Source organism: Rhizobium sp. N621 (assembly GCF_001664325.1).
Taxonomy (GTDB): domain Bacteria; phylum Pseudomonadota; class Alphaproteobacteria; order Rhizobiales; family Rhizobiaceae; genus Rhizobium; species Rhizobium esperanzae.
This window is the reverse complement of record NZ_CP013499.1, coordinates 145562-165595: the sequence shown is the minus strand read 5'-3', so window position 1 is coordinate 165595 and position 20034 is coordinate 145562. Positions and strand designations below refer to the sequence as shown.

General features: G+C 60.6%; 20 protein-coding genes. 10 read left to right on the top strand and 10 right to left on the bottom strand.

The window, feature by feature from the left end; genetic code table 11:
* Positions 1-2: 2 nt before the first annotated feature.
* The 3 genes from AMK00_RS27870 to AMK00_RS27860 are packed head-to-tail and all read right to left on the bottom strand — an operon-like array spanning position 3 to position 4254.
* Complete coding sequence (locus AMK00_RS27870) at positions 3-1115, bottom strand: glycosyltransferase family 4 protein (protein ID WP_064812444.1); 1113 nt, start codon at positions 1113-1115, stop codon at positions 3-5.
* The gene (locus tag AMK00_RS27865) at positions 1112-3154 is read right to left on the bottom strand and encodes an NAD-dependent epimerase/dehydratase family protein (protein WP_064812443.1); all 2043 of its coding nucleotides are present in this window, start codon (positions 3152-3154) and stop codon (positions 1112-1114) included. Before AMK00_RS27865 ends, AMK00_RS27870 begins: the two co-directional genes overlap by 4 nt.
* Entirely contained in the window at positions 3151-4254 is a 1104-nt protein-coding gene (locus tag AMK00_RS27860; protein WP_064812442.1) for an NAD-dependent epimerase/dehydratase family protein, read from the bottom strand. The genes AMK00_RS27865 and AMK00_RS27860 overlap by 4 nt, the downstream gene beginning before the upstream one ends.
* Positions 4255-4433: 179 nt before the next feature.
* On the opposite strand from AMK00_RS27860, the gene AMK00_RS27855 reads away from it, so the two are divergent.
* Positions 4434-5423, top strand: a complete 990-nt coding sequence (locus AMK00_RS27855; protein WP_064812441.1) for an MDR/zinc-dependent alcohol dehydrogenase-like family protein — start codon at positions 4434-4436, stop codon at positions 5421-5423.
* Entirely contained in the window at positions 5420-6445 is a 1026-nt protein-coding gene (locus AMK00_RS27850) for a Gfo/Idh/MocA family protein (RefSeq protein WP_064812440.1), read from the top strand. The genes AMK00_RS27855 and AMK00_RS27850 overlap by 4 nt, the downstream gene beginning before the upstream one ends.
* 4 nt (positions 6446-6449) lie before the next feature.
* On the opposite strand, the gene AMK00_RS32760 is transcribed toward AMK00_RS27850, so the two are convergent.
* Together AMK00_RS32760 and AMK00_RS27845 are read right to left on the bottom strand one after the other, a co-directional pair.
* Positions 6450-6620 carry a hypothetical protein gene (locus AMK00_RS32760; protein ID WP_166486940.1) on the bottom strand — a complete coding sequence of 57 codons (171 nt, stop codon included), beginning with the start codon at positions 6618-6620 and terminating at the stop codon, positions 6450-6452.
* A 190-nt stretch (positions 6621-6810) separates the two neighbouring features.
* On the bottom strand, positions 6811-7032 hold the full coding sequence (locus AMK00_RS27845) for a hypothetical protein (RefSeq protein ID WP_064812439.1): 222 nt from the start codon (positions 7030-7032) through the stop codon (positions 6811-6813).
* A gap of 197 nt (positions 7033-7229) precedes the next feature.
* On the opposite strand from AMK00_RS27845, the gene AMK00_RS27840 reads away from it, so the two are divergent.
* Positions 7230-8036 (top strand): nucleotidyltransferase family protein, encoded by an 807-nt coding sequence (locus tag AMK00_RS27840; protein WP_064813173.1) that lies wholly within the window; start codon positions 7230-7232, stop codon positions 8034-8036.
* Between the two features lie 10 nt (positions 8037-8046).
* Positions 8047-8769: a metallophosphoesterase family protein gene (locus AMK00_RS27835; protein ID WP_020922670.1), complete on the top strand. Its 723-nt coding sequence runs from the start codon at positions 8047-8049 to the stop codon at positions 8767-8769.
* An 18-nt stretch (positions 8770-8787) separates the two neighbouring features.
* Here the strand turns inward: AMK00_RS27835 and AMK00_RS27830 are convergent, their stop codons facing one another.
* The gene (locus tag AMK00_RS27830; RefSeq protein WP_064813171.1) at positions 8788-8994 is read right to left on the bottom strand and encodes a hypothetical protein; all 207 of its coding nucleotides are present in this window, start codon (positions 8992-8994) and stop codon (positions 8788-8790) included.
* A 265-nt stretch (positions 8995-9259) separates the two neighbouring features.
* Here AMK00_RS27830 and AMK00_RS27825 point away from each other — a divergent pair, with 265 nt between their 5' ends.
* The gene (locus tag AMK00_RS27825) at positions 9260-10429 is read left to right on the top strand and encodes a zinc-dependent alcohol dehydrogenase (RefSeq protein WP_064812438.1); all 1170 of its coding nucleotides are present in this window, start codon (positions 9260-9262) and stop codon (positions 10427-10429) included.
* A gap of 46 nt (positions 10430-10475) precedes the next feature.
* Positions 10476-11276, top strand: coding sequence for an SDR family NAD(P)-dependent oxidoreductase (locus AMK00_RS27820; protein WP_064812437.1), 801 nt, complete (start codon positions 10476-10478; stop codon positions 11274-11276).
* A 52-nt stretch (positions 11277-11328) separates the two neighbouring features.
* On the opposite strand, the gene AMK00_RS27815 is transcribed toward AMK00_RS27820, so the two are convergent.
* From AMK00_RS27815 to AMK00_RS27805, 3 genes are all read right to left on the bottom strand, one after another.
* Positions 11329-11592: a hypothetical protein gene (locus AMK00_RS27815; protein ID WP_064806504.1), complete on the bottom strand. Its 264-nt coding sequence runs from the start codon at positions 11590-11592 to the stop codon at positions 11329-11331.
* A gap of 32 nt (positions 11593-11624) precedes the next feature.
* Positions 11625-11870: a hypothetical protein gene (locus tag AMK00_RS27810; protein WP_064806502.1), complete on the bottom strand. Its 246-nt coding sequence runs from the start codon at positions 11868-11870 to the stop codon at positions 11625-11627.
* A gap of 76 nt (positions 11871-11946) precedes the next feature.
* Complete coding sequence (locus tag AMK00_RS27805) at positions 11947-13845, bottom strand: APC family permease (RefSeq protein ID WP_064812436.1); 1899 nt, start codon at positions 13843-13845, stop codon at positions 11947-11949.
* A 356-nt stretch (positions 13846-14201) separates the two neighbouring features.
* Here AMK00_RS27805 and AMK00_RS27800 point away from each other — a divergent pair, with 356 nt between their 5' ends.
* The 4 genes from AMK00_RS27800 (at position 14202) to AMK00_RS27785 (ending at position 19160) form a co-directional block, all read left to right on the top strand.
* A complete protein-coding gene (locus tag AMK00_RS27800) occupies positions 14202-16184 on the top strand; it encodes a protein-L-isoaspartate(D-aspartate) O-methyltransferase (protein ID WP_064812435.1) in 1983 nt (660 codons plus the stop codon).
* Positions 16185-16287: 103 nt separating this feature from the next.
* Complete coding sequence (locus AMK00_RS27795) at positions 16288-16815, top strand: DUF4142 domain-containing protein (protein WP_064812434.1); 528 nt, start codon at positions 16288-16290, stop codon at positions 16813-16815.
* A 51-nt stretch (positions 16816-16866) separates the two neighbouring features.
* Complete coding sequence (locus tag AMK00_RS27790) at positions 16867-17274, top strand: DUF2934 domain-containing protein (RefSeq protein WP_082240392.1); 408 nt, start codon at positions 16867-16869, stop codon at positions 17272-17274.
* A gap of 101 nt (positions 17275-17375) precedes the next feature.
* Entirely contained in the window at positions 17376-19160 is a 1785-nt protein-coding gene (locus tag AMK00_RS27785; protein WP_064812433.1) for a thiamine pyrophosphate-requiring protein, read from the top strand.
* An 84-nt stretch (positions 19161-19244) separates the two neighbouring features.
* On the opposite strand, the gene AMK00_RS27780 is transcribed toward AMK00_RS27785, so the two are convergent.
* The gene (locus AMK00_RS27780) at positions 19245-20009 is read right to left on the bottom strand and encodes a FadR/GntR family transcriptional regulator (protein WP_064806492.1); all 765 of its coding nucleotides are present in this window, start codon (positions 20007-20009) and stop codon (positions 19245-19247) included.
* Between the last annotated feature and the right edge of the window lie 25 nt (positions 20010-20034).

Sequence of the window (20034 nt, the reverse complement as noted above, 5' to 3'; positions counted from 1 at the left end):
GATTACTCCGCTGCTGTTGAAAAATCGCGGGCGCACATGCCGGAATAGATCGAGCACATCGCCTCCGCCTGAGCCTCGACGCTGAAGGCGGCGGACCTGGCACGCGCTTTTCGTCCGAACGCTGACCGCAGCTGCGGATCGTCGGCCAGCGTATTGAAAGCATCGGCGAAGGCATCGGGGCGATGTGGATCGGCAAAAAGAGCAGCCCCGTCCCATATCTCGCGATAGGTCGGGATATCAGAAAGCACCAAGGCCGCGCCCGACCGCGCCGCCTCGAGAGCGGCAAGACCGAACGGCTCGTAGAGCGACGGCGAGGCCACGACGGCCGCCCGCCGCGTCAAGGCGCTCATCCGCTCATGCGAAAGCTCGCCTCGGCAATCGGCATGGCGAAATCGCATGGTCTGGCCGTTGGGACCGGTGGTCGCGCCGGCCGCCGCCACCGTCCAGCGCGTCATAGCTGCAGCCTTATCCAGCACCGCGCCGTTCTTGCCCTCGTCCCACCAGCGCCCCGCTGCAAGAACAAACCCCTGCTTGGGTTCGTCGGAAGCCTCAAGGGCGCTGGCGTTGTGAACGACCTGGAGATTTCCGATTGCTCCATAGGCCGCTTCCATCGCTCTCGCATGGCTGCGGCTTGGCGCGATCACCGCGTCCGCACATGCAAAGCCCTCCTGGTTCAGGCGGTACTGCCATTGCCAATCCGGCGGCACTTCACGTCCGCGAACGGCGGCAAACCATGTGACGACACAGGAATGGCAAACCACCGCAATCGGCAGGTTTGTTTCCATGCCCGCCGCCTGCGACGGCAGATTGAGATGCAGTAGATCGGCCTGTTCCCGGCGCGCGAGAGCGGCGATCAGCCCCGGAACTTCGGCAACTGCCTCTTCATTCTCGACCGTCCAGTCGAGCGGCGCATCCAGCCAGACGAGCTTGCCGACCCGGCCGGCCTCGGCGATCTTGTCGTCTGCCGGGAAAGGCCCCAGTCCGGCAAAGACAACCTCGATGTCGTTCGATTTCAGGGCTGCGCCCAAGTCCATAGCGTAGCGCCAGACGCCGCCGATAGCGTCAACCGTCATCAGCACGCGGCGGTGCCCCTTGCTTCGTTCATGTTCGCTCATGCCGATGCCTTCCGCTTTTCTCTGCGGAGCTGCCGGCCGCCGAAACGATGGGCGATCAGCCATTCGGCGAGGTGCCGCAAACCATGACGCCATCCGATTCCGGCCTGCCAGCCGGTTTCCTGTTCAAGTCTCGTCGTGTCGGCCACGAAATAGAGCTGATCGCCGGCGCGCCATGGGCCAAAGCTGGTTTCGACAGGCCGGCCCGCAAGCACTTCGATCTCGCGCAGCACCGTGAGCACGCTGACGGCGTTGCGCGGCCCGCCGCCGAGGTTGAATGCTTTGCCGCTGACCCGCTCGATATTGGAAAGCAGCAGCCGATAGGCAGCAACGGCATCATCGACATGCAGAATATCGCGCACCTGCTTGCCGTCGCCGTAGATGGAAATGGGTTCGCCGCCGAGCGCACGGATCAGGAAATGCGCCACCCAGCCCTGGTCCTCGGTGCCGAACTGGCGCGGTCCATAAATGCAGCTCATCCGCAGGACGGCGGCAGGGATGCCGTAGGATTTCGCGTAGTCGAGAATATACTGATCGGCGACACCCTTCGAACATCCATATGGCGTACAGAAATCGAGCGGCCGATCCTCGCCGATCCCTTGCCTCCTGATGGTCTCGTCTTCGGGAAGATAACGATCATCGAGTTCGATCATGCCGAGATCGCCGAGAGCACCATAAACCTTGTTGGTGCTGGCGAAGATGACCGGAGCCCGTTTGCCTGCTCTGCGCACCGATTCCAGCACATTGAGCGTTCCGCGCGCGTTCGTTTCGAAATCTTCCAGCGGGTCGACGAGGCTGGTGGTCACCGCCGTCTGCGCAGCATAATGGAAGACGGCCTTGGCATCCCTGAAGGCTGCTTCGATGCCCAGCAGATCGCGAACGTCGGCGAGGACCGGATGCACCCGCCCGCCATGCCGCTCCTTCAGCCAGGAGAGATTCTGATCGACTCCCGATCGTGCGAGATTGTCGAGAATGACGACGTCCTCGCCGTCGCTGAGCAGGCGGTCGGCGAGATTGCAGCCGACAAACCCGCTGCCGCCGGTGACGATGATCGGCGCGGCGCCGGAGGTGATATTGGGAGCGGCAAGGGCCGCGACCTCCTCCAGCCTCTCGACGCCTCCTTCCGTGAGAAGGCGGGCAAGAAGCTTCGGTTTATTGTCGTGGTTGACAGCGCCAAGATGATAATGCCTGGGATCGAACCACAGGCCTTCCTGAACCGGAACATCCGGCGGCACGTCGCGCCATGAATACCAGTACATGCGATCGGCCGGCACGTTCAGCGCTCTGATGAAGCGCCGCGCCTGTTCGATCTCGTCATTGCGCCAGGTGGAGTAGCCGGTTTCGGTGATCCATATTTCTGCATCGGCATTATAACGATCGATAATCCCACGCATCTCTCCGAGATGCATGTCCCAGCCGCCCCAGCTTGCCTCCTCGCTGTCCCAGGTTCCAGGGAAACCGTGGAAGCCGACGGCGTCGACGACGCCGAGCACGCCGCGCGTGCCCATCAGATTGAGCCAATAGGGATCGAAGGGGCACGGACCGCCCAGCACCGGTTTGTAGCCCCTCTGCTTCGCCCAGTAGGCGGCGCCCCCGACCATTTCGCAGAAAAGCAGAAAGTCGCCGTCGTGGCGCCAATCCCAGTCAAGCAGGTTGTTCGGCTCGTTCCAGAGTTCGATATGACTGATATAACGACCATATCGCGTCAGGATATGATCGACGAAGTCGGCATAGGATTTGAGATTGACCGGCGCGCCAGAAGACCTGCCCGTCCGGGAGAGGGAAGGCGGCGCGTAGTGTATACAGGGTAGAAGATCGATTTCACTGCCGACACGCGGGATCAGCCAATCGAACCATTGCTGGCCGCCGGGGGCCAAATATTCGGCCCAGGAAAGATGCGTACGCAGATAACTGGCGCCGCTCTCCAGGATGTCCGGCAAGGCGACCTCAGCCCGCTCATATTCTCCGGGCCGGAACCACTCGACGAAACCGAACCGCCTCGTCTCCTGGTGATCGGATGCTCGAGCGCCGGCCTTGTTCATGAAACCAGCCCCCGCTCTTCCAGTTGCCGCTTCATTTCGGCGGCACGGTCGACCGCCCCGGTCTGCCGCACCCATTCGGCGAAGGGAGCGAGCGCGTTTTCGAGACGATATTTCGGTTCGAAGCCGAGCAGTTCGCGCGCCTTGGAAATGTCGGCGAAGCAATTGCGGATGTCCCCCGAACGCGCCTTGTTCATAATGTCGGGGCCGATCTCGGGCACGCCCATGGCATCGGCGAGAAGCATCGCGACATCGGCGATCGAATAGGCCTGGCCGCTGCCGATATTGATCACGTGACCGGCTGCCGCGGATTTTTCCAGGGCCAGGCGGAAAGCTGTCGCTACATCGCGGACATGGACGAAATCGCGCCGCTGCCTGCCATCCTCGAAGATCATCGGCGGCTGGCCGTTGGCAAGACGCGAACCGAAATTGGCGAGCACGCCGGTATAGGGATTGGAAAGCGCCTGGCCCGCGCCGAAAACGTTGAAGAGGCGCAGCGCGACGGCATCCAGCCCGTAGGCTTCGCCGAAAATCAGAACCTGCCTCTCCTGCGCGTATTTCGTCAAAGCGTAGATGGACGCAAGATCGACCGGTTTCTCCTCATCGGTGGCGACCGGTGTCAGGGGCTGGTTATCCTGATCAAGCGGATCCCACCGGCCCTGCTTGACATGCTGCATGCGCCGCCTGACATAGCCGAGCCGCTTTCCATCAGCCGTCCGATAGAGCCCTTCTCCATAGACACTCATCGATGAGGCGACGACGATCGTCTTGACGGGAAGTCCGATCATGGCTTCTAGGAGGACCGCGGTGCCGAGGTCGTTGCAGCCGACATAGCGGGCAATTTCATACATCGACTGTCCGACGCCGACTTCGGCGGCGAGATGAATGACGCCGTTCACACCGGCAAGAGCCGCACGCACAGCGTCCTTGTCTCTGACATCGCCTTGGATGATCTCGGCTCCATGAGGCACGCTGACTTCGGCATCACCATGCACCTGATCGATCAGCGCATCGAGAATGCGCACGTCATAGCCATTGTTCAGAAGTTCTTCAGCAACGTGGCGGCCAATGAAGCCGCATCCTCCAGTTATCAAAATCGTCATTATGAGATCCGTCCGGTTGAATAATTTGCTTCGGAGATAGGCGCCGAACCGAACGCGGATGGAAAAGTTCCTTCTTCAATGACATCTTTATTGACTTCATCATCTATGACTTCTTTGACCTCTACTGGAACTCTTCGGGAGGCCTGTTGTTCTAGGGGTGCCACATTGGAGGACATCTCATGGACATTGCGGCGAGACAGAGGGCCGGGCTCATGCGGGCTGCGATCGTCACCGGCCCCGGACATATTTCGGTGGAGACCCGCCCCTTGCCGGAACCCGGTCCGGGCCAGGTCAGGGTGAAACTGGAAGGATGCGGCGTCTGCGCCTCGAACCTCACGCCCTGGGCCGGACCGGACTGGATGACGTTCCCCACTGAGGCAGGTGGGTTAGGCCATGAGGGCTGGGGTATTGTCGACGCCATGGGTCCCGATGTCACGGGGATTCGGATGGGAGAGCGGGTTGCCGCTCTTTCCTACCATGCCTACGCCACGCACGACATTGCCGATGCCGCGATGGTCGCATCACTGCCGAAGGAGTTGGATGGCAAGCCCTTTCCGGGCGAACCGCTCGGCTGCGCCATGAACATCTTCGGCCGCAGCAACATCGAGCGCGGCCAGACCGTCGCCATCATCGGCATCGGATTCTTGGGCTCTCTCCTCACCCGGCTTGCCGCGGCAGCCGGCGTAAGGGTGATCGCCATCTCGCGCCGGTCCTATTCGCTCGAGGTGGCGAGAGAGATGGGAGCGGCCGAGACCATTCCGATGGACGATCATTGGCGCATCATCGAGCGCGTCAAAACACTCACGGACGGAAAATTCTGCGACCGCGTCATCGAAGCCGTCGGCAAACAATGGCCGCTCGACCTAGCGGGCGAGCTTACGAAGGAACGAGGGCGACTGGTCATCGCCGGTTATCACCAGGATGGACCCCGCCAGATCAACATGCAGCTTTGGAACTGGCGCGGGCTTGACGTCATCAACGCTCATGAGCGGGAGCCGGCCGTCTATATCAAAGGCATTCGCGACGCCATAGAAGCCGTGCGCCAAGGCCGGATCGATCCGCAGCCGCTCTACACGCATGTCTTTCCGCTGGAGAGGCTGGACGACGCCCTCAACACGACGCGCGACCGGCCGGACGGTTTTCTCAAGGCTCTGGTGCAATATTCATGAAGGCGTGGATCTCCGGAGAACATGCGGCGACCGTCAAACGGCCGAAGCTCGGCTTTCTCGGCGTCGGATGGATCGGCCGGCATAGGATGAAAGCGATCCTCGACAGCGGCGCGGCCGAGGCGGCCGCTATCGCCGATTCTTCCGCGGACATGGCGCGGGAGGCCGCGGCACTCGCCCCCGATGCCGGGATCGTTTCCGATCTCGACGCGTTGCTTGACCTGGAGCTCGACGGAATCGTCATCGCAACGCCGAGCGCCGCACATGCAGAACAGTCCATCCGCGCCCTCGGGGCGGGCTTTGCCGTCTTCTGCCAGAAGCCGCTTGGCCGAACCGCGTCCGAGGTCAGGGCCGTTGTCGATGCTTCCAGAACCGCCGACAGGCTGCTTGGCGTCGACCTTTCCTATCGACACACGCAAGGCATGCAGCAGATCCGGCAGCTCATTCGCTCGAACGCTCTTGGAACAATCTTTGCGGCCGATCTGACCTTTCATAATGCTTATGGCCCCGACAAGCCCTGGTTCTACGACAAGAACCAGTCCGGCGGCGGCTGCGTCATCGATCTCGGGGTCCACCTCGTCGACCTCGCCTTATGGTGCCTCGATTTTCCTTCCGTCACCAACGTCACGAGCGCCTTGAGAGCGGGCGGGAAACGGCTTGAAAACAAAGGTCAGGTCGAGGATTTTGCGGCCGCAACGCTGACGCTTGCCGGCGGCGAAATCATCCGACTGACATGCTCCTGGCGCCTCAACGCCGGCTGTGACGCCGAGATCGGCGCCGATTTCTTCGGAACCGAGGGAGGCGCATCCTTCAGGAATGTCGATGGTTCGTTCTACGATTTTACCGCCGTCAGGATGTCCGGCACTTCGAGCGAAACTCTCGCCCTCCCCCCCGACGACTGGGGCGGACGGGCTGCCGTGGATTGGGCACGAAAGCTCGCCGGAGGCCAGCGCTACGATCCCGCGTGCGAGAATTTCATTGCGGTCGCGGAGGCGATCGACGGCATCTATGGCGCCGGCATATGATTGATCAGGAGCCCTTGATGAGCCCGTAGAGAACAATTGTCGCATAAAGGGTGAATGCGACAACGGCGACCGTGCCGACCAGGATCAGGGCTATTCTGCCGGCATTGAGCCTGGTGCGCTTGCCTACGGAAGAGGACGATGGCCGCTGAACAGGATCTCTATCCCCCTCGCTCATCGTGTCTGCTCCGTCGTCGCCGCAGGTGATTTCTCGTCCGGTTCGCCGGGATGTCTCATCCATGTGAATGCGAGTGCGACAAGGCAGGCGATCAGGAAGATGGTAACGACGAATATCATCATACGCCGCGGCGGTTCGGAGTTATCGTGGCTCATTCCTGAAGGGTTGGGGCCGCCTTTCCTCACCTCGCTCATGGAGAACCCCTTTGCGGAAGCTCGGTCTCTTCATCGAGCTTCTCCTTGAGTTCGTCGAGCCGATCGCGCAGCAGCGATGCTTTCATACGCCTTGCTTCCGCATCCGGCACCTCAACCATCCGGCCGCTATCATCGGGAATGCCGGGGCCGCTTTCAGCAATGGTCTCGTTTCTGGGCCTGTCGTTGGTGCCGGTCGATATTTTCGCTCGCTTGTCCATGACATCCTCCGTTCAGATCTCGGGAAAGTTTCTGCGATGCTTGTTATGGTCCAAACGACGCGCCGGTAGCGAAGTTCCGAATGATTCGAGAGCTTTCGTCGGCCCCTGCCATTATCGCAGCTTCATCGCCCGGACAGGCGCGGCGGAACATAGAAGCCATCCAAGTGTTGCTTTTCCTATCAATGCTGGGATCGACGATGACCGCTCGAAGTGCCGAAAGAGGCAAAAACAACAATACGCTCATGAAAGTGAAGGCGGTTCCGGAACTCATCGATCCAGACGCCGAACCGTTCGTGACCCAGGCAGTCCGAGAACTCGTCGGATCGCAGATCCCGTTTCTGGTCGCCGGCACCTATGCTGTCTGCGCCTATACGGGTATTTCACGCCAGACGAAGGATTTCGACATATTTTGCAAAGCGGGCGACTACGCGCGCATTCTCGGCCACTTCAAGGCAAAGGGTTACACAGTCGAAGTCGAAGACGAGCGCTGGCTCGGAAAGGTCTTCAAGGGCAACCATTTCTTCGACGTCATCTTTGCCTCCTCCAACGGAACGATGCCGGTCGGCGACGACTGGTTCGAGGATGCGCGCAGGGTCAAGATGTGCGGCCACACGGTCAGGATTGTCAGCCCGACCGAACTGATCTGGTCGAAATGCTTCGTCCAGCTGCGCCACCGCTATGATGGTGCCGATATCGCGCACGTCATCTTGAAATCACATGACTCCATCGATTGGCGCAAGCTGCTGGCTTATCTGGAAGTCCACTGGGAAGTCCTCCTCATCCATCTCCTCAATTTCAGGTGGATCTACCCGACCGAGCGAGACAAGATTCCGCAATGGCTGCTGGAGGAGCTGCTGGACCGGCTCAAGGCGCAGCAGGACCTGCCGCTGCCGCAAATGAAAATATGCCGCGGCCGGATGTATTCCCGCGTGGATTTCGAAATCGACGTGAGGGAGTGGGGTTTTGCCGATGTCGGCGGCGAAGGTGAATTGCGAGGAGATTAGGAGAACCCCAATGGATGATCAGCGAAAGAGCGTGAGAATTGCGGCGGTGGCCGATCTTCATGTGACGGAAGACGGCGCCAAGTCCTACAAGGATCTGTTCGCGGAGATTTCCTCAGTGGCCGACGTTCTCGTCATCGCCGGCGACCTGACCGATCTCGGCAAGCCGAGGGAAGCCGAACTGCTTGCGAGCGATCTGCGCCATTGCACGGTGCCGACCGTCGCTGTCCTCGGCAACCATGATCACGAGAGCGGCCAGGTCGATGACGTCTGCCGGGTCCTGACCGATGCCGGCGTGAAACTGCTCAACGGCCAGGCGGCCGAAGTCGCCGGAGTCGGTTTCGTCGGCGTCAAGGGCTTTGCCGGCGGCTTCGGGCGACACATGCTCGGCTCGTTCGGCGAGGCGGCGATTAAGGCAATGGTCGCCGAAAGCGTCGAGGAGTCGATGCGCCTGGAAAACGCGATGCGCCAGGTCCGCTCTGATCGTTCCCTCGTCGTGCTGCACTACGCGCCGATTGCCGAAACAGTGGTGGGCGAACCCCTGGAAATCTACCCGTTTCTCGGCTCTTCACGGCTGGCCGAAACGATCGACCGATTCCGCGTCAATGCGGTCGTACACGGTCATGCCCACCGCGGATCCTATGAGGGCCGCACGCCGGGCGGCGCCCCCGTCTACAATGTCGCGGCCCATATCGAGAAACCCACCGGCAAGACTTACGCGTTGCTTGATCTCTGACCGGGCCGAGCGTCACGACTATTTGTTGGTGCGTCCACGATGGCGTGGATCTACACCGCCCTGCGGCGTCGTATCGTTGGCTGTATCGCCTTCGACTGTGTTTTCGGCCTGCATCACTTCGTCGTCCGGCGGCGAGACGATGCCACGCGAACGGCTTATGCCCGGGTCGTTCGAAAGGTCGATATCGCTAGGCTTGGTGGTCTTGGCATGTTTGGGGGAGGTCATGATTTTCTCCTTGAAACGCTGCAACCCTTCCGGAGTGAACTCACTGCATAGCCCCTGGTTCCCCTGAAGCGGCCGATGAATCCGTGACCATGAAAGCCCTGCACGCCGGGAACATTTGTCCGAAGCTGAGGTTGAAGCGCCATTAGAGCGCCACGCATCCTTTCGGACACTCAAAGGCGCTACCTTGAATCTGCGCATCGGGCTTCCCGAAAATCGATTCCGATTTTCGGGCCGATGCGCTGGCGACCAGAGAGGAGGAACCACCGTGAGAGCTCTGACGTGGCACGGCAAGCATGACATCCGCTGCGACAGTGTCCCCGATCCTCAGATCCAGGATGGGCGCGATGCCATCATCAAGGTCACGGCCTGCGCGATCTGCGGATCGGATCTGCATCTCTACGACGGCGTCATGCCGGAGATGCACAGCGGCGACGTCATGGGTCATGAGACGATGGGCGAAGTGGTGGAAGTCGGAAAGGACAATACCAAGCTCAAGGTCGGCGACCGCGTCGTCGTGCCCTTTACCATTGCCTGCGGCGAATGCTTCTTCTGCAAGCGTGGCTTCTATTCCGGGTGCGAGCGCTCCAATCCCGATCGAGCCAAGGTCACGAAACTCTGGGGCAATTCGCCGGCGGGTCTGTTCGGCTACTCGCATCTGCTCGGCGGCTATGCCGGCGGACAGGCGGAATATCTGCGCGTCCCCTATGCCGATGTCGGGCCGATCAAGGTGCCGGCGGGGCTTTCCGACGAGCAGGTGCTCTTCCTTTCCGATATTTTCCCGACCGGTTATATGGCAGCCGATTTCTGCAACATCCAGACCGGCGATACGATCGCGATCTGGGGCTGCGGCCCGGTCGGTCAGATGGCAATACGCTCGGCCTTCCTGCTCGGTGCCGAACGGGTGATCGCCATCGATGCAGTGCCCGAGCGGATGGCGCTTGCTGAAGCGGCCGGCGCCGTCATCCTCGATTTCATGGACAAGGACGTCTACGACCAGATCATGCAATTGACCGACGGTCGCGGTGCGGATGCCTGCATAGACGCGGTGGGAACCGAAGCCGAGGCAGCTGCTAGCTGGGATTCACGCCTCGATCGCATCAAGGTCGCCATGTTCATGGGAACGGACCGCCCGCATGTGCTGCGTCAGGCCATCCAATGCTGCCGCAACTTCGGCACGGTCTCGATCGTCGGCGTCTATGGCGGTTTTCTCGACAAGATCCCGATGGGTTCGGCAATCAATCGGGGCCTGACCTTCAAGATGGCGCAGACGCCGGTCCAGCATTATCTGCCGATCTTGATGGAGCGTATTGAAAACGGCGACATCGACCCGTCCTTCGTCATCACCCATCGCGGCACGCTGGAAGACGGTCCGGCCCTCTACAAGACGTTCCGCGACAAGCAGGACGGATGCATCAAGGTCGTTCTCAAACCCTGAACTTCATGCGCTTCCTTCGAACGGAAGGCTCTAAAGGAGAAGCATCATGGCTGATAAGGAAGCAGGCAAGGGCGTCGCCGTTGTCACCGGCGCCTCCACGGGCATCGGCTACGAACTGGCGAAATGCGCAGCCCGCGATGGATATGATCTCATCATTGCCGCCGATGAGGACCGCATCAACCAGGCGGCGGCCCGACTGAAGGAATTCGGCACCGCAGTGGACGCCGTTCAAGCCGACCTTTCAACGCCGGAGGGCGTGGACCGGCTTGTGGAGCGGATCACGGCCAGCGGCCGGTCGGTGGACCTGCTGATGGCCAACGCGGGATGCGGCCTCGGCAAGGCTTTCCTCGACCAGGACTTCACCGAGGCGCGTAGGGTTGTCGATACCAACGTCACCGGAACGATCCACCTGATTCATGCAATCGGCAATCAGATGCGCAGCCGCGGCCAGGGGCGCATCCTGCTGACAGGCTCGATCGCAGGCTTCATGCCGGGATCATACCAGGCCGTCTATAACGCCACCAAAGCCTTCATCAACAGCTTCTCTTTTGCGCTGCGCGAGGAGTTGAAGGATTCCGGCGTCACCGTCAGTTGCCTTATGCCCGGGGCGACGGAAACTGAATTCTTCAAGCGAGCCGGTCTTACGGATACGGCGATCGGACAAGCGAAAAAGGACGATGCGGGCGAAGTCGCGCGCATTGGCTATGACGCGATGATGGATGGTGAAGGCGATGTCGTAAGCGGCTGGAAGAACAAGCTTCAAGCGGCGGTCGCCAATGTCACGCCGGCAAGCGTGCTCGCCCATCATCATTCGAAAATGGCAGAACCGGGTTCCGGCCGCAAATAACGGCGGCTCGGCCAGCAGCGACGCGGCGGTCCGATCGCCGCGTCATGAGCGCTCAGTCGCGCTCGACGAATTTGTTGAAGCGGCTCGTCTTTCCGTCCTTGGTCTTGTTCTGGTAGAGAAAGGCGAGCTTGTTTTCGTCGAAGATCTTGAAGAATTCGTCCCAGTCGATCTCGTCGAATTCCTCTTCCTTTTCGCCGAAATCGATCCGGAGAACGCCGCCCTTGCCGCGGGTCCGGATAGCCGCCGGCCTGCCGTCCCTTTCCTCCGCCCATTTGCGGATTTTCTTGTGATCCGTCGTTGTCTCAGAACTGCTCATTGAAGCTTCCTTTCACATGATATCGCAAACGCTTACAGGAGCGGTTGTCGTTGCTTCCAGTCGCGATACGGGGCGAGCAACCGGCCGGGATAACGCCGTTCGATCTCGCTTTCGGCCAAAGCGATCCGGGCAAGAACCTCCTCTGCTGCGCCGCCCTTGGCGGTCTCGCTCGCTTTTTCCAGATCATTCATGATCACGAACAATTCGTCGTCCGTCATCACCTCAAGACGAGAGACGAAATCTTCGACCGGTTCGCTGGTAAGTGGATTGGTGGACATTGGCGCCTCTTTGCTGATGCCTGTCCAACTTCGCTTCTTATACTAAGTTCCACCGACAGGCCGGGCAAAAGAGCGATTACCCCGCCTCCTGCTCTTCCCGATATAATCGCCAGGGAACCGTTGCTACCGTCAGACGAGGCCCGCCGAGCTTGATCAGTTTTGCCCTGAGCCGTCCTGCCCTGTTCATATGCAGCAGCTTCTGCCACCACTTGTCTTTAACCGTTTCGGGGATGAGAACCGCCACCCGCCGTTCCGGACTATCGGCATCGAGCTTTTCGATCAGTCGCAGGAGCGGTTCATGCAGTTGCCGATAAGGCGCGGGGATGAACATGAGTCTGGGCGGCTTCAGTCCGTGCGCAGCGATCGGTTCTTCCACCTCGGCACGCCATTCCTCGCGAAGCGCGTTTTCACGTTCATCCCGCTCCGGTCCGCCGAGACGGATCAAATGGACCGCGACCACATCAGGCGAAATCGTCAAGGCAAACTTGATGGCGCGTTCGCTCAATCTGTTCCACGTTTCGGTGACCACGATGACGGTCGGCGGCTCGACGTCTTCGACGGTGATCGGACCGGGCTTGCGCAATTCGCGCTGAAGCGATCGGTAGTAGTTTTTGATCGACTTCAGAATGGCGATCGTCAGCGGCACGGTAATCAATGTGATCCACGCGCCTTCGGCAAATTTTGCGGTCAGGATGATGACGAGCGCAACGCCGGTCGCTGCCGCACCGACGGCGTTCATCGTCAGTTTTGCCGCGTATCCTCTGGATTGGCGGCGCCAGTGCACGGTCATGCCTGCCTGAGAAATCGTGAACGTCGAGAATGCGCCGATTGCAAAGAGCGGGATCAGATGGTCGGTGATCCCTCCGAAGGCGATCAGAAGCAGTGCGGCGAAGCCGGAAAGGAAGAGGATGCCGGCGGTAAACACCAGCCGGCGCCCCGGCTGAGCGAAGGCCTTAGGGAGGTAGCCGTCGGCAGCGACCATCTGGCAGAGACGCGGAAAACCGACAAAGCTGGTATTGGCCGAGAGGCAAAGGACGCTGAGAAGGCTTGCCATCGCGATATAGTAGAAGGCGCTATGGCCGGCAACGGCGGCAATCAACTGCGACAGCACGCTCTGGTATCCTTCCTTCGTCTGATCCATTGCGCCGATCTCGAAGACGGTGGCGATGGTTGCGATGCCGCCGAGCAACAAAGTGAGAATGACGACGATAATCGTGAGGGTGATGTAGGCGTTGCGCATGACCGGTTGCCGAAACGAACCCATTCCGTTGGAAACCGCTTCAACCCCGGTCATCGCGGTGCAACCGCTGGCAAATGCATGCATGAGAATCCATATCGTCGCGCCTTGTGCTGCCAGACCGAGCGGAGGCGGCAGGACGACGGGTGCAGGTTTCTCCGCCAGAACGATCCCGGCTAGCCCATAGCCGATGGCGCCCAGGAAGCAGATGATGAAGAGGTAGGTCGGCAATGCGAATAGCCAGCCGGCCTCTCCCGTTCCTCGTAAATTGGCCAGCATAACGAGGAGGACGATGCCAAGGCAGAGGGGCAGAATGTAGGGGTGAAGGCTCGGTACCGCCGAGACGAGTGCCCCAACCCCTGCCGAAACGCCGACCGCGACATTCAGGACGTAATCGATCATCAACGCCGCGGCGGCAAGCAGGCTCGGATATTCTCCGAGATTCTCCTTCGCCACCACATAGGCGCCGCCATTCGTCGGGTAAGCGGCGAGCGTCTGCCGGTAGGAGAAATAGAGGATCCCCAGCAGAGCGACGATACAGAAGATCACCGGGCCGATATAGACAACGCCGAGCGCGCCGAGTGGAATGAGGATGGTGAGCGCTGCCTCCGGCCCGTAGGATGATGAGCCGAGGCCATCCAGCCCCATGGCGGGCACGGCTTCTATCCAACCGATCTTCTTGTCTTCGTGCTCTCGATTGGCGAGACGCCGACCGAACAGGAGGGTGCTGAGGTTCAAGTTCTATTCCTTATCCGGGGGCTGGGGCGATAACCAACAACCAACGGCCGCTCGGGTTCCCGGAGCCAAGGGCATAAGAAAGACCCAGGCAGCTGGCCCGTACCCCTGCCGCCGATCGCATCCGCTCAGAAATTGCAAAACTCACGAATTGTGCGGAACAATCGGCCTTGCGTGCAGTATTGTGCTCGACCATCTACGACGCGCGCCTGATATCAGCCGTGCTGACGGGCGCTGCGATCCGGTTGAACCCGCAAGCCATGGCCGCAAACGAGTGTAAGCCCTACCAAGGCCATGGCCGCATTGACGGGGAACAACCACCTGCTTTCAGCTGTTCTCCCCGAGAACGGAGGTGACCCATGGATATGACCCGCAGCCGAGACCACATGGTGGAACATCATGTCATGCGTCGCGGCATTCGCGATCGAGGCGTCACCAGGGCGATGCGGATGGTGCCGCGCGAAAAATTCGTCGATCCTGGCTTCGAGGAATTCGCCTATGAGGATGCGCCGTTATCGATCGGCGAGGGGCAGACAATTTCGCAGCCGTACATCGTCGCACTGATGATCGAAAAAGCCGATCTGGACGCTGGCGACAAGGTTCTGGAGGTCGGAACCGGTTCCGGCTACGCCTCGGCCCTCATCAGCCGGATCGCAAGACACGTCTATTCCATTGAACGGCATGAAAGGCTGGCGGTTCAGGCTCGGGAGCGATTCGAGAAGCTCGGATACCGCAACATCGACGTCCGAGTGGGCGACGGCAGCAAGGGCTGGGCCAAAGCCGCTCCCTTCGATGCCATTATCGTTTCGGCGGGCGCACCCGAAGTGCCGGCCGCCTTGAAGGAGCAGCTGGATCTCGGTGGGCGGCTCGTTATCCCGGTCGGCCGAGGTGACGAGCAGCGCTTGAAACGCATCACGCGCACCGGTGCAACCACCTTCGAGGAGGAGGATCTCGGCGGCGTCTTCTTCGTGCCCCTGATCGGTGAGGATGCCTGGACTGCCGCACATCCGATGTACACGGCGGCAGCCTCGTCATCGCGCATGGAGGAAACGCCTTACGAACTCATCGCCGCCGTGGCGGAAGAATTTCCCTCGGTCGACGACCGGAGCTTTGCCGCCCTTTTCGATCGATTTGGCGAAAGCCGCATCGTTCTGCTTGGTGAATCCACCCATGGCACGGCCGAGTTCTACGAGGCGCGCGCTGCCATCAGCCGTCACCTGATCGAACATCACGGATTTAATATGGTGGCGGTCGAGGCGGATTGGCCGGACGCCGCGGCGATCGACCGCTGGATAAACGGCCAGCCGTCGAAAGGCGATCAGCCGTTCAGCCGTTTTCCCAAGTGGATGTGGCGGAACCTGGAATTTTCGCGATTCCTCGGCTGGCTGAAGGGGGATAACGAGCGTCGCAAGGCTTTACACGCCGATCCGGTCCGGTTCTACGGTCTAGATCTCTACAACATGTCGGGATCGATCCGCTCCGTCCTCGACTATCTCGAAAATGTCAGCCCGGAAACCGCCGAGATTGCCAGGGAACGCTACGGCTGCCTCAGTCCTTGGCAGAGCGATCCGGCGACTTATGGCCGGGCCGTACTTACCGATGCCTATAGGTCATGCGAGGAGGCGGTGCTGAAGCAATGCACGGAGCTGCTGGCGCGATCCCTGGATGATGCCGCCTCAGACGATCATGACTTTCTGAACGCCGCCCAGTCGGCGCGGTTGCTTGCCGCAGCCGAGCGGTATTACCGGATTATGTATTACGGCGGTTCTCAAGCCTGGAATCTCCGCGACACCTACATGGCTGATACCGTCGAGCACCTCCTCGATTTCCACGGTCCGACGGCAAAGATCATCATATGGGCGCACAACTCGCATATCGGCGATGCCCGCTATACCGATATGGCAGCCGCCCGCGACGAACTGAACCTTGGCCAGCTGTGCCGGCAGCGTTTCGATGGAATGACCAGCCTCATTGGACTGGGAACGCATTCCGGCGAGGTGATTGCGGCAAACGACTGGGATGGACAGGCCGAGAAGAAGAGAGTCAATCCGTCCCTGCCGCAAAGCTATGAGCGTCTCTGTCACGATTCCGGAAAGCCGCGATTTCTCCTCGACCTCGCGGCCGATGAGGAATTGCATGCAAGCCTCGTCGACCAGCGGCTTCAGCGCTTCATCGGCATCATCTACCGGCCGGAAACGGAACGGCTGAGCCATTACATGTCGACATCGCTGTCGCGGCAATATGATGCATTTCTCTGGTTCGATGAAACCCGGGCGCTTTCACCGCTCATGGCACCGGAGTCCGGTACATCGGATCCAGAAACTTTTCCCTTTGGGCTCTAAAGCCCCGGCCTCTGTCGAACGAACAGCCATCATCAGCAACGCGATAAGACGGGAACTCTGCGCCTGTCCGCAAGTTTGGCGATCACCAACCCAGGAGATCCTTATGAAACGCTTTGTTATCGCTTCGCTCGCCCTCTCGCTTGCTGTCCCGGCCTTCGCGCAATCGGCTGCCGAAAAAAGCGGGGTTAATTCCCTGATCGGTGTGCCGCCGAAAACGGAAGATTTCGTCAAGGAAGCAGCCGCAAGCGACATGTTCGAAATCGCCTCCAGCAAGCTTGCGGCCGAGCGTGGCGACGATGCGACGAAGGCCTTCGCGCAGCAGATGCTCACCGACCACCAGAAGACCAGCGAGGAACTCAAGGCGCTGGTTTCCGGCGGCAAGGTCAAGGCGACGCTTCCGCGCGCCATGACGTCGGATCAGCAAAGCATGCTCGACAAGCTGAACGGCCTGCAAGGAGCCGATTTCAACAAGCAATATCACTCCGACCAGGAATCTGCGCATGAGGACGCGGTCGATCTCTTCAAGCGCTATGGCGACGAAGGGGACAATCCCGAACTGAAGGCATGGGCGGCAAACACGCGCCCCGCTCTGGAACATCATCTGCAGATGGCCAAAGAGCTCAACAAGTAAGCGGCAAGACCGCATGGTCAAGGTGATCATGAGGCCCGCCGGGAGGCAAGAATGATCGATGAGGAGACAAGAAGAACCCGCGCCTACCGGATTTGGGAGAGCGAGGGACGCCCGGAAGGTCAGGACCTCGAACATTGGTATCGAGCGGGTGACGATACGGTCGAGCCGGCGGAGGATGGTCGGGAATATATGCGATATTCCCGTGGCGCGGCGCCGGCAGGGTCGCTGATCATTAAACTTTATCGATCGGGTGACCAGATCCGGGGATATGTCCGCAAGGTCGCGGAGACCGACCTGGATGACACGGTCTATCCCGGCGAGGAAATGGAGCCCGAGGCGGCATTCAAACTGGCGGAGTCCCATAGAGGCAATAGCGGCCAGCCCGTCTTCGTCGAACTTGTCGAGGACGTCGAATGGGATCCGTCGTGGGGCCGCCTCCGGTGTCAAACCCACGGCTGAAGCAGACCGGGCCGCACCGGTTGGCCCGGCACTGAAACTGCTGGCTGACCGGAGTAGATCCGCTTCCCGCACATCCACACGATCCCGGGAGAACAGCATCCATGGCGAAAACTGTCGGCGATTTCCTTGTGGCACGGCTTGGCGAATGGGGCGTGCGGCGTCTGTTCGGCTATCCCGGCGACGGCATCAACGGCGTCTTCGGGGCGCTCCATCGCGCATCCGACAAGATGGAGTTCGTCCAGGCGCGACACGAGGAAATGGCGGCTTTCATGGCAGCCGCCTATGCGAAATTCTCAGGCGAACTCGGTGTCTGCATCGCAACCTCGGGACCTGGTGCCACCCATCTGATCACCGGTCTTTACGACGCTCGCATGGACCACCAGCCGGTTCTCGCCATCGTCGGCCAACAGGCGCGCCGTGCCCTCGGCGGACATTACCAGCAGGAGCTCGACCTTGCCGCCCTCTTCAAGGACGTCGCGAGCGATTTCGTGCAGCAGGCTTCCGCTCCAGCGCAGGTGCGGCATCTGATCGACCGCGCGGTTCGCATCGCGGTCGCAAACCGGACGGTGACAGCAATCATTCTGCCAAACGATCTGCAGGAAATGCCCTATGAGGAGCCAGCCCGAAAGCATGGAACCGTGCATTCGGGACCGGGTTACCACCCGCCGCGGGTCTTTCCGCATGGAGACGATCTTCAGGCTGCGGCCGATATTCTGAACGCGGGAAAGAAAGTGGCGATCCTCGTCGGCGCCGGCGCGCTCAACGCCACGGACGAGGTCATTGCCGTTGCGGACCGCCTGCAGGCGGGCGCTGCCAAAGCCCTGCTCGGCAAGGCCGCGCTGCCGGATGACCTGCCATGGGTGACAGGTTCGATCGGCCTGCTCGGGACAGAGCCCTCATGGAACCTCATGCGCGACTGCGACACCCTGTTGATGATTGGTTCCGATTTTCCCTACTCCGAATTCCTGCCGGAAGAAGGCCGGGCGCGCGGCGTGCAGATCGACATCAATCCCGACATGCTGTCGCTGCGCTATCCGATGGAGCTCAACTTGACCGGTGATGCGGCCGAAACGCTCAGCGCGCTGCTGCCTCTCTTGTGGGAAAATCCTGATACCAGCTGGCGGCAAACGATCGAGAAAGACGTCGCCTCCTGGTGGAAGACCCTGGACGAGCGCGCCCATGTCAACGCCAATCCAGTCAATCCGCAGCGCGTCGTCACCGAACTTTCGCCGCGGCTGCCGGCAAACGCCGTCGTCACTAGCGATTCCGGCTCCTGCGCAAACTGGTATGCCCGGGACCTGAAGATGCGCCGCGGCATGAAGGCATCGCTTTCCGGTGGCCTGGCATCGATGGGAGCTGCCGTCCCTTACGCGATCGCCGCCAAATTCGCTCATTCCGATCGCCCCGTCGTCGGCCTGGTCGGCGACGGCGCCATGCAGATGAATAATCTCGCCGAGATGATCACCGTTGCCAAATACTGGAAGAGCTGGGCCGATCCGACTTTCGTCATCTGCGTCTTCAACAACCAGGATCTGAACCAGGTGACGTGGGAGCAGCGAGTGATGGAGGGCGATCCGAAATTCGACGCGTCGCAGTCCATTCCTGACATAGCCTATCACAAGTTCGCCGATCTCATCGGAATGCGCGGCATTTTCGTCGACCAGCCGGATAGGCTCGGCGCCGCATGGGAAGCAGCCCTGACCGCCGGTTGCCCCGTCATCCTCGAGGTGAAGACCGACCCGGAAGTGCCGCCGCTGCCGCCGCACATCACCTTCGAGCAGATGCGAAATCTCACCTCGGCCTTAATGACGGGGGATCCGCATCAGGAGGGTGTCATTGCCGGTACTTTCCGCCAGCTCTTTGCCGGCATTCTTTTGCGGCGATAACCTCATTACCGCTTCAAAATATCACTTAAAGCGGCTCGGACTGGGAATGACATCTGATGCCCGTATGAGGCTCGGCGACAAGGTTCAAAAGGACAGGTCGAGCACCCTGCCTTCGAACAGCCGGTCCCGGGAGCCTTCGAGATGTGCCTTCATCAGCCGTTGCGCATCATCAGCCCGGCCATCGGCGATCGCCTTGTAGATGGCGTTGTGCTCCTCATAGACCTGTTCCAGCCCCTGGCGGGGACCGAGCAAGGAAAGACCATGAAGGTGCATGCCGACGGCGATATGCGCTTTCAGCGCATCGATCGAGGCCGTGTAATAGTGATTGTTGGCTGCCTCCGTCACCGCGCGATGGAAGATGAAATCGGCGTCGGTGCGGTGCAGCTGATGGCTGGTCGCTTCGCGCAGATCGGCAAGGGCGCTGGCGATCTTCTGGATCGCCTGCTCATTGCGGCGTTTGGCGGCGAAATAGGCCGCGGCTGGCTCGATGGTCAGACGAAACTCGTAGCAGCGCTGAATATCGGCAATCGTCTTGACCGGCGAATAGGCAAGCTGCGTTGTCGGCGATCCATGCGCACTGACGAAGGTGCCGGCCCCCTGTCGGGCATAGACCATGCCCTGATCACGCAGGCGCGCCAGCGCATCGCGGACGATCGGCCGGGAAACACCCAGCATCGAGGCAAGTTCATGTTCGCCGGGAAGGCGTGAATCCGGCGGATAATTTCCGCCACGAATCCGCTCGAGCAACTGGTCGAAGACACGATCCACCAGCTTGACGGCCTTGCCGCGTTCGGGCTTGCCCGGCGGGCCGGTTTCCGCGTTCAAAGATTCGCCATTCGCTTCAACCACGTCATTCTCCCCGACGGTATCTTAC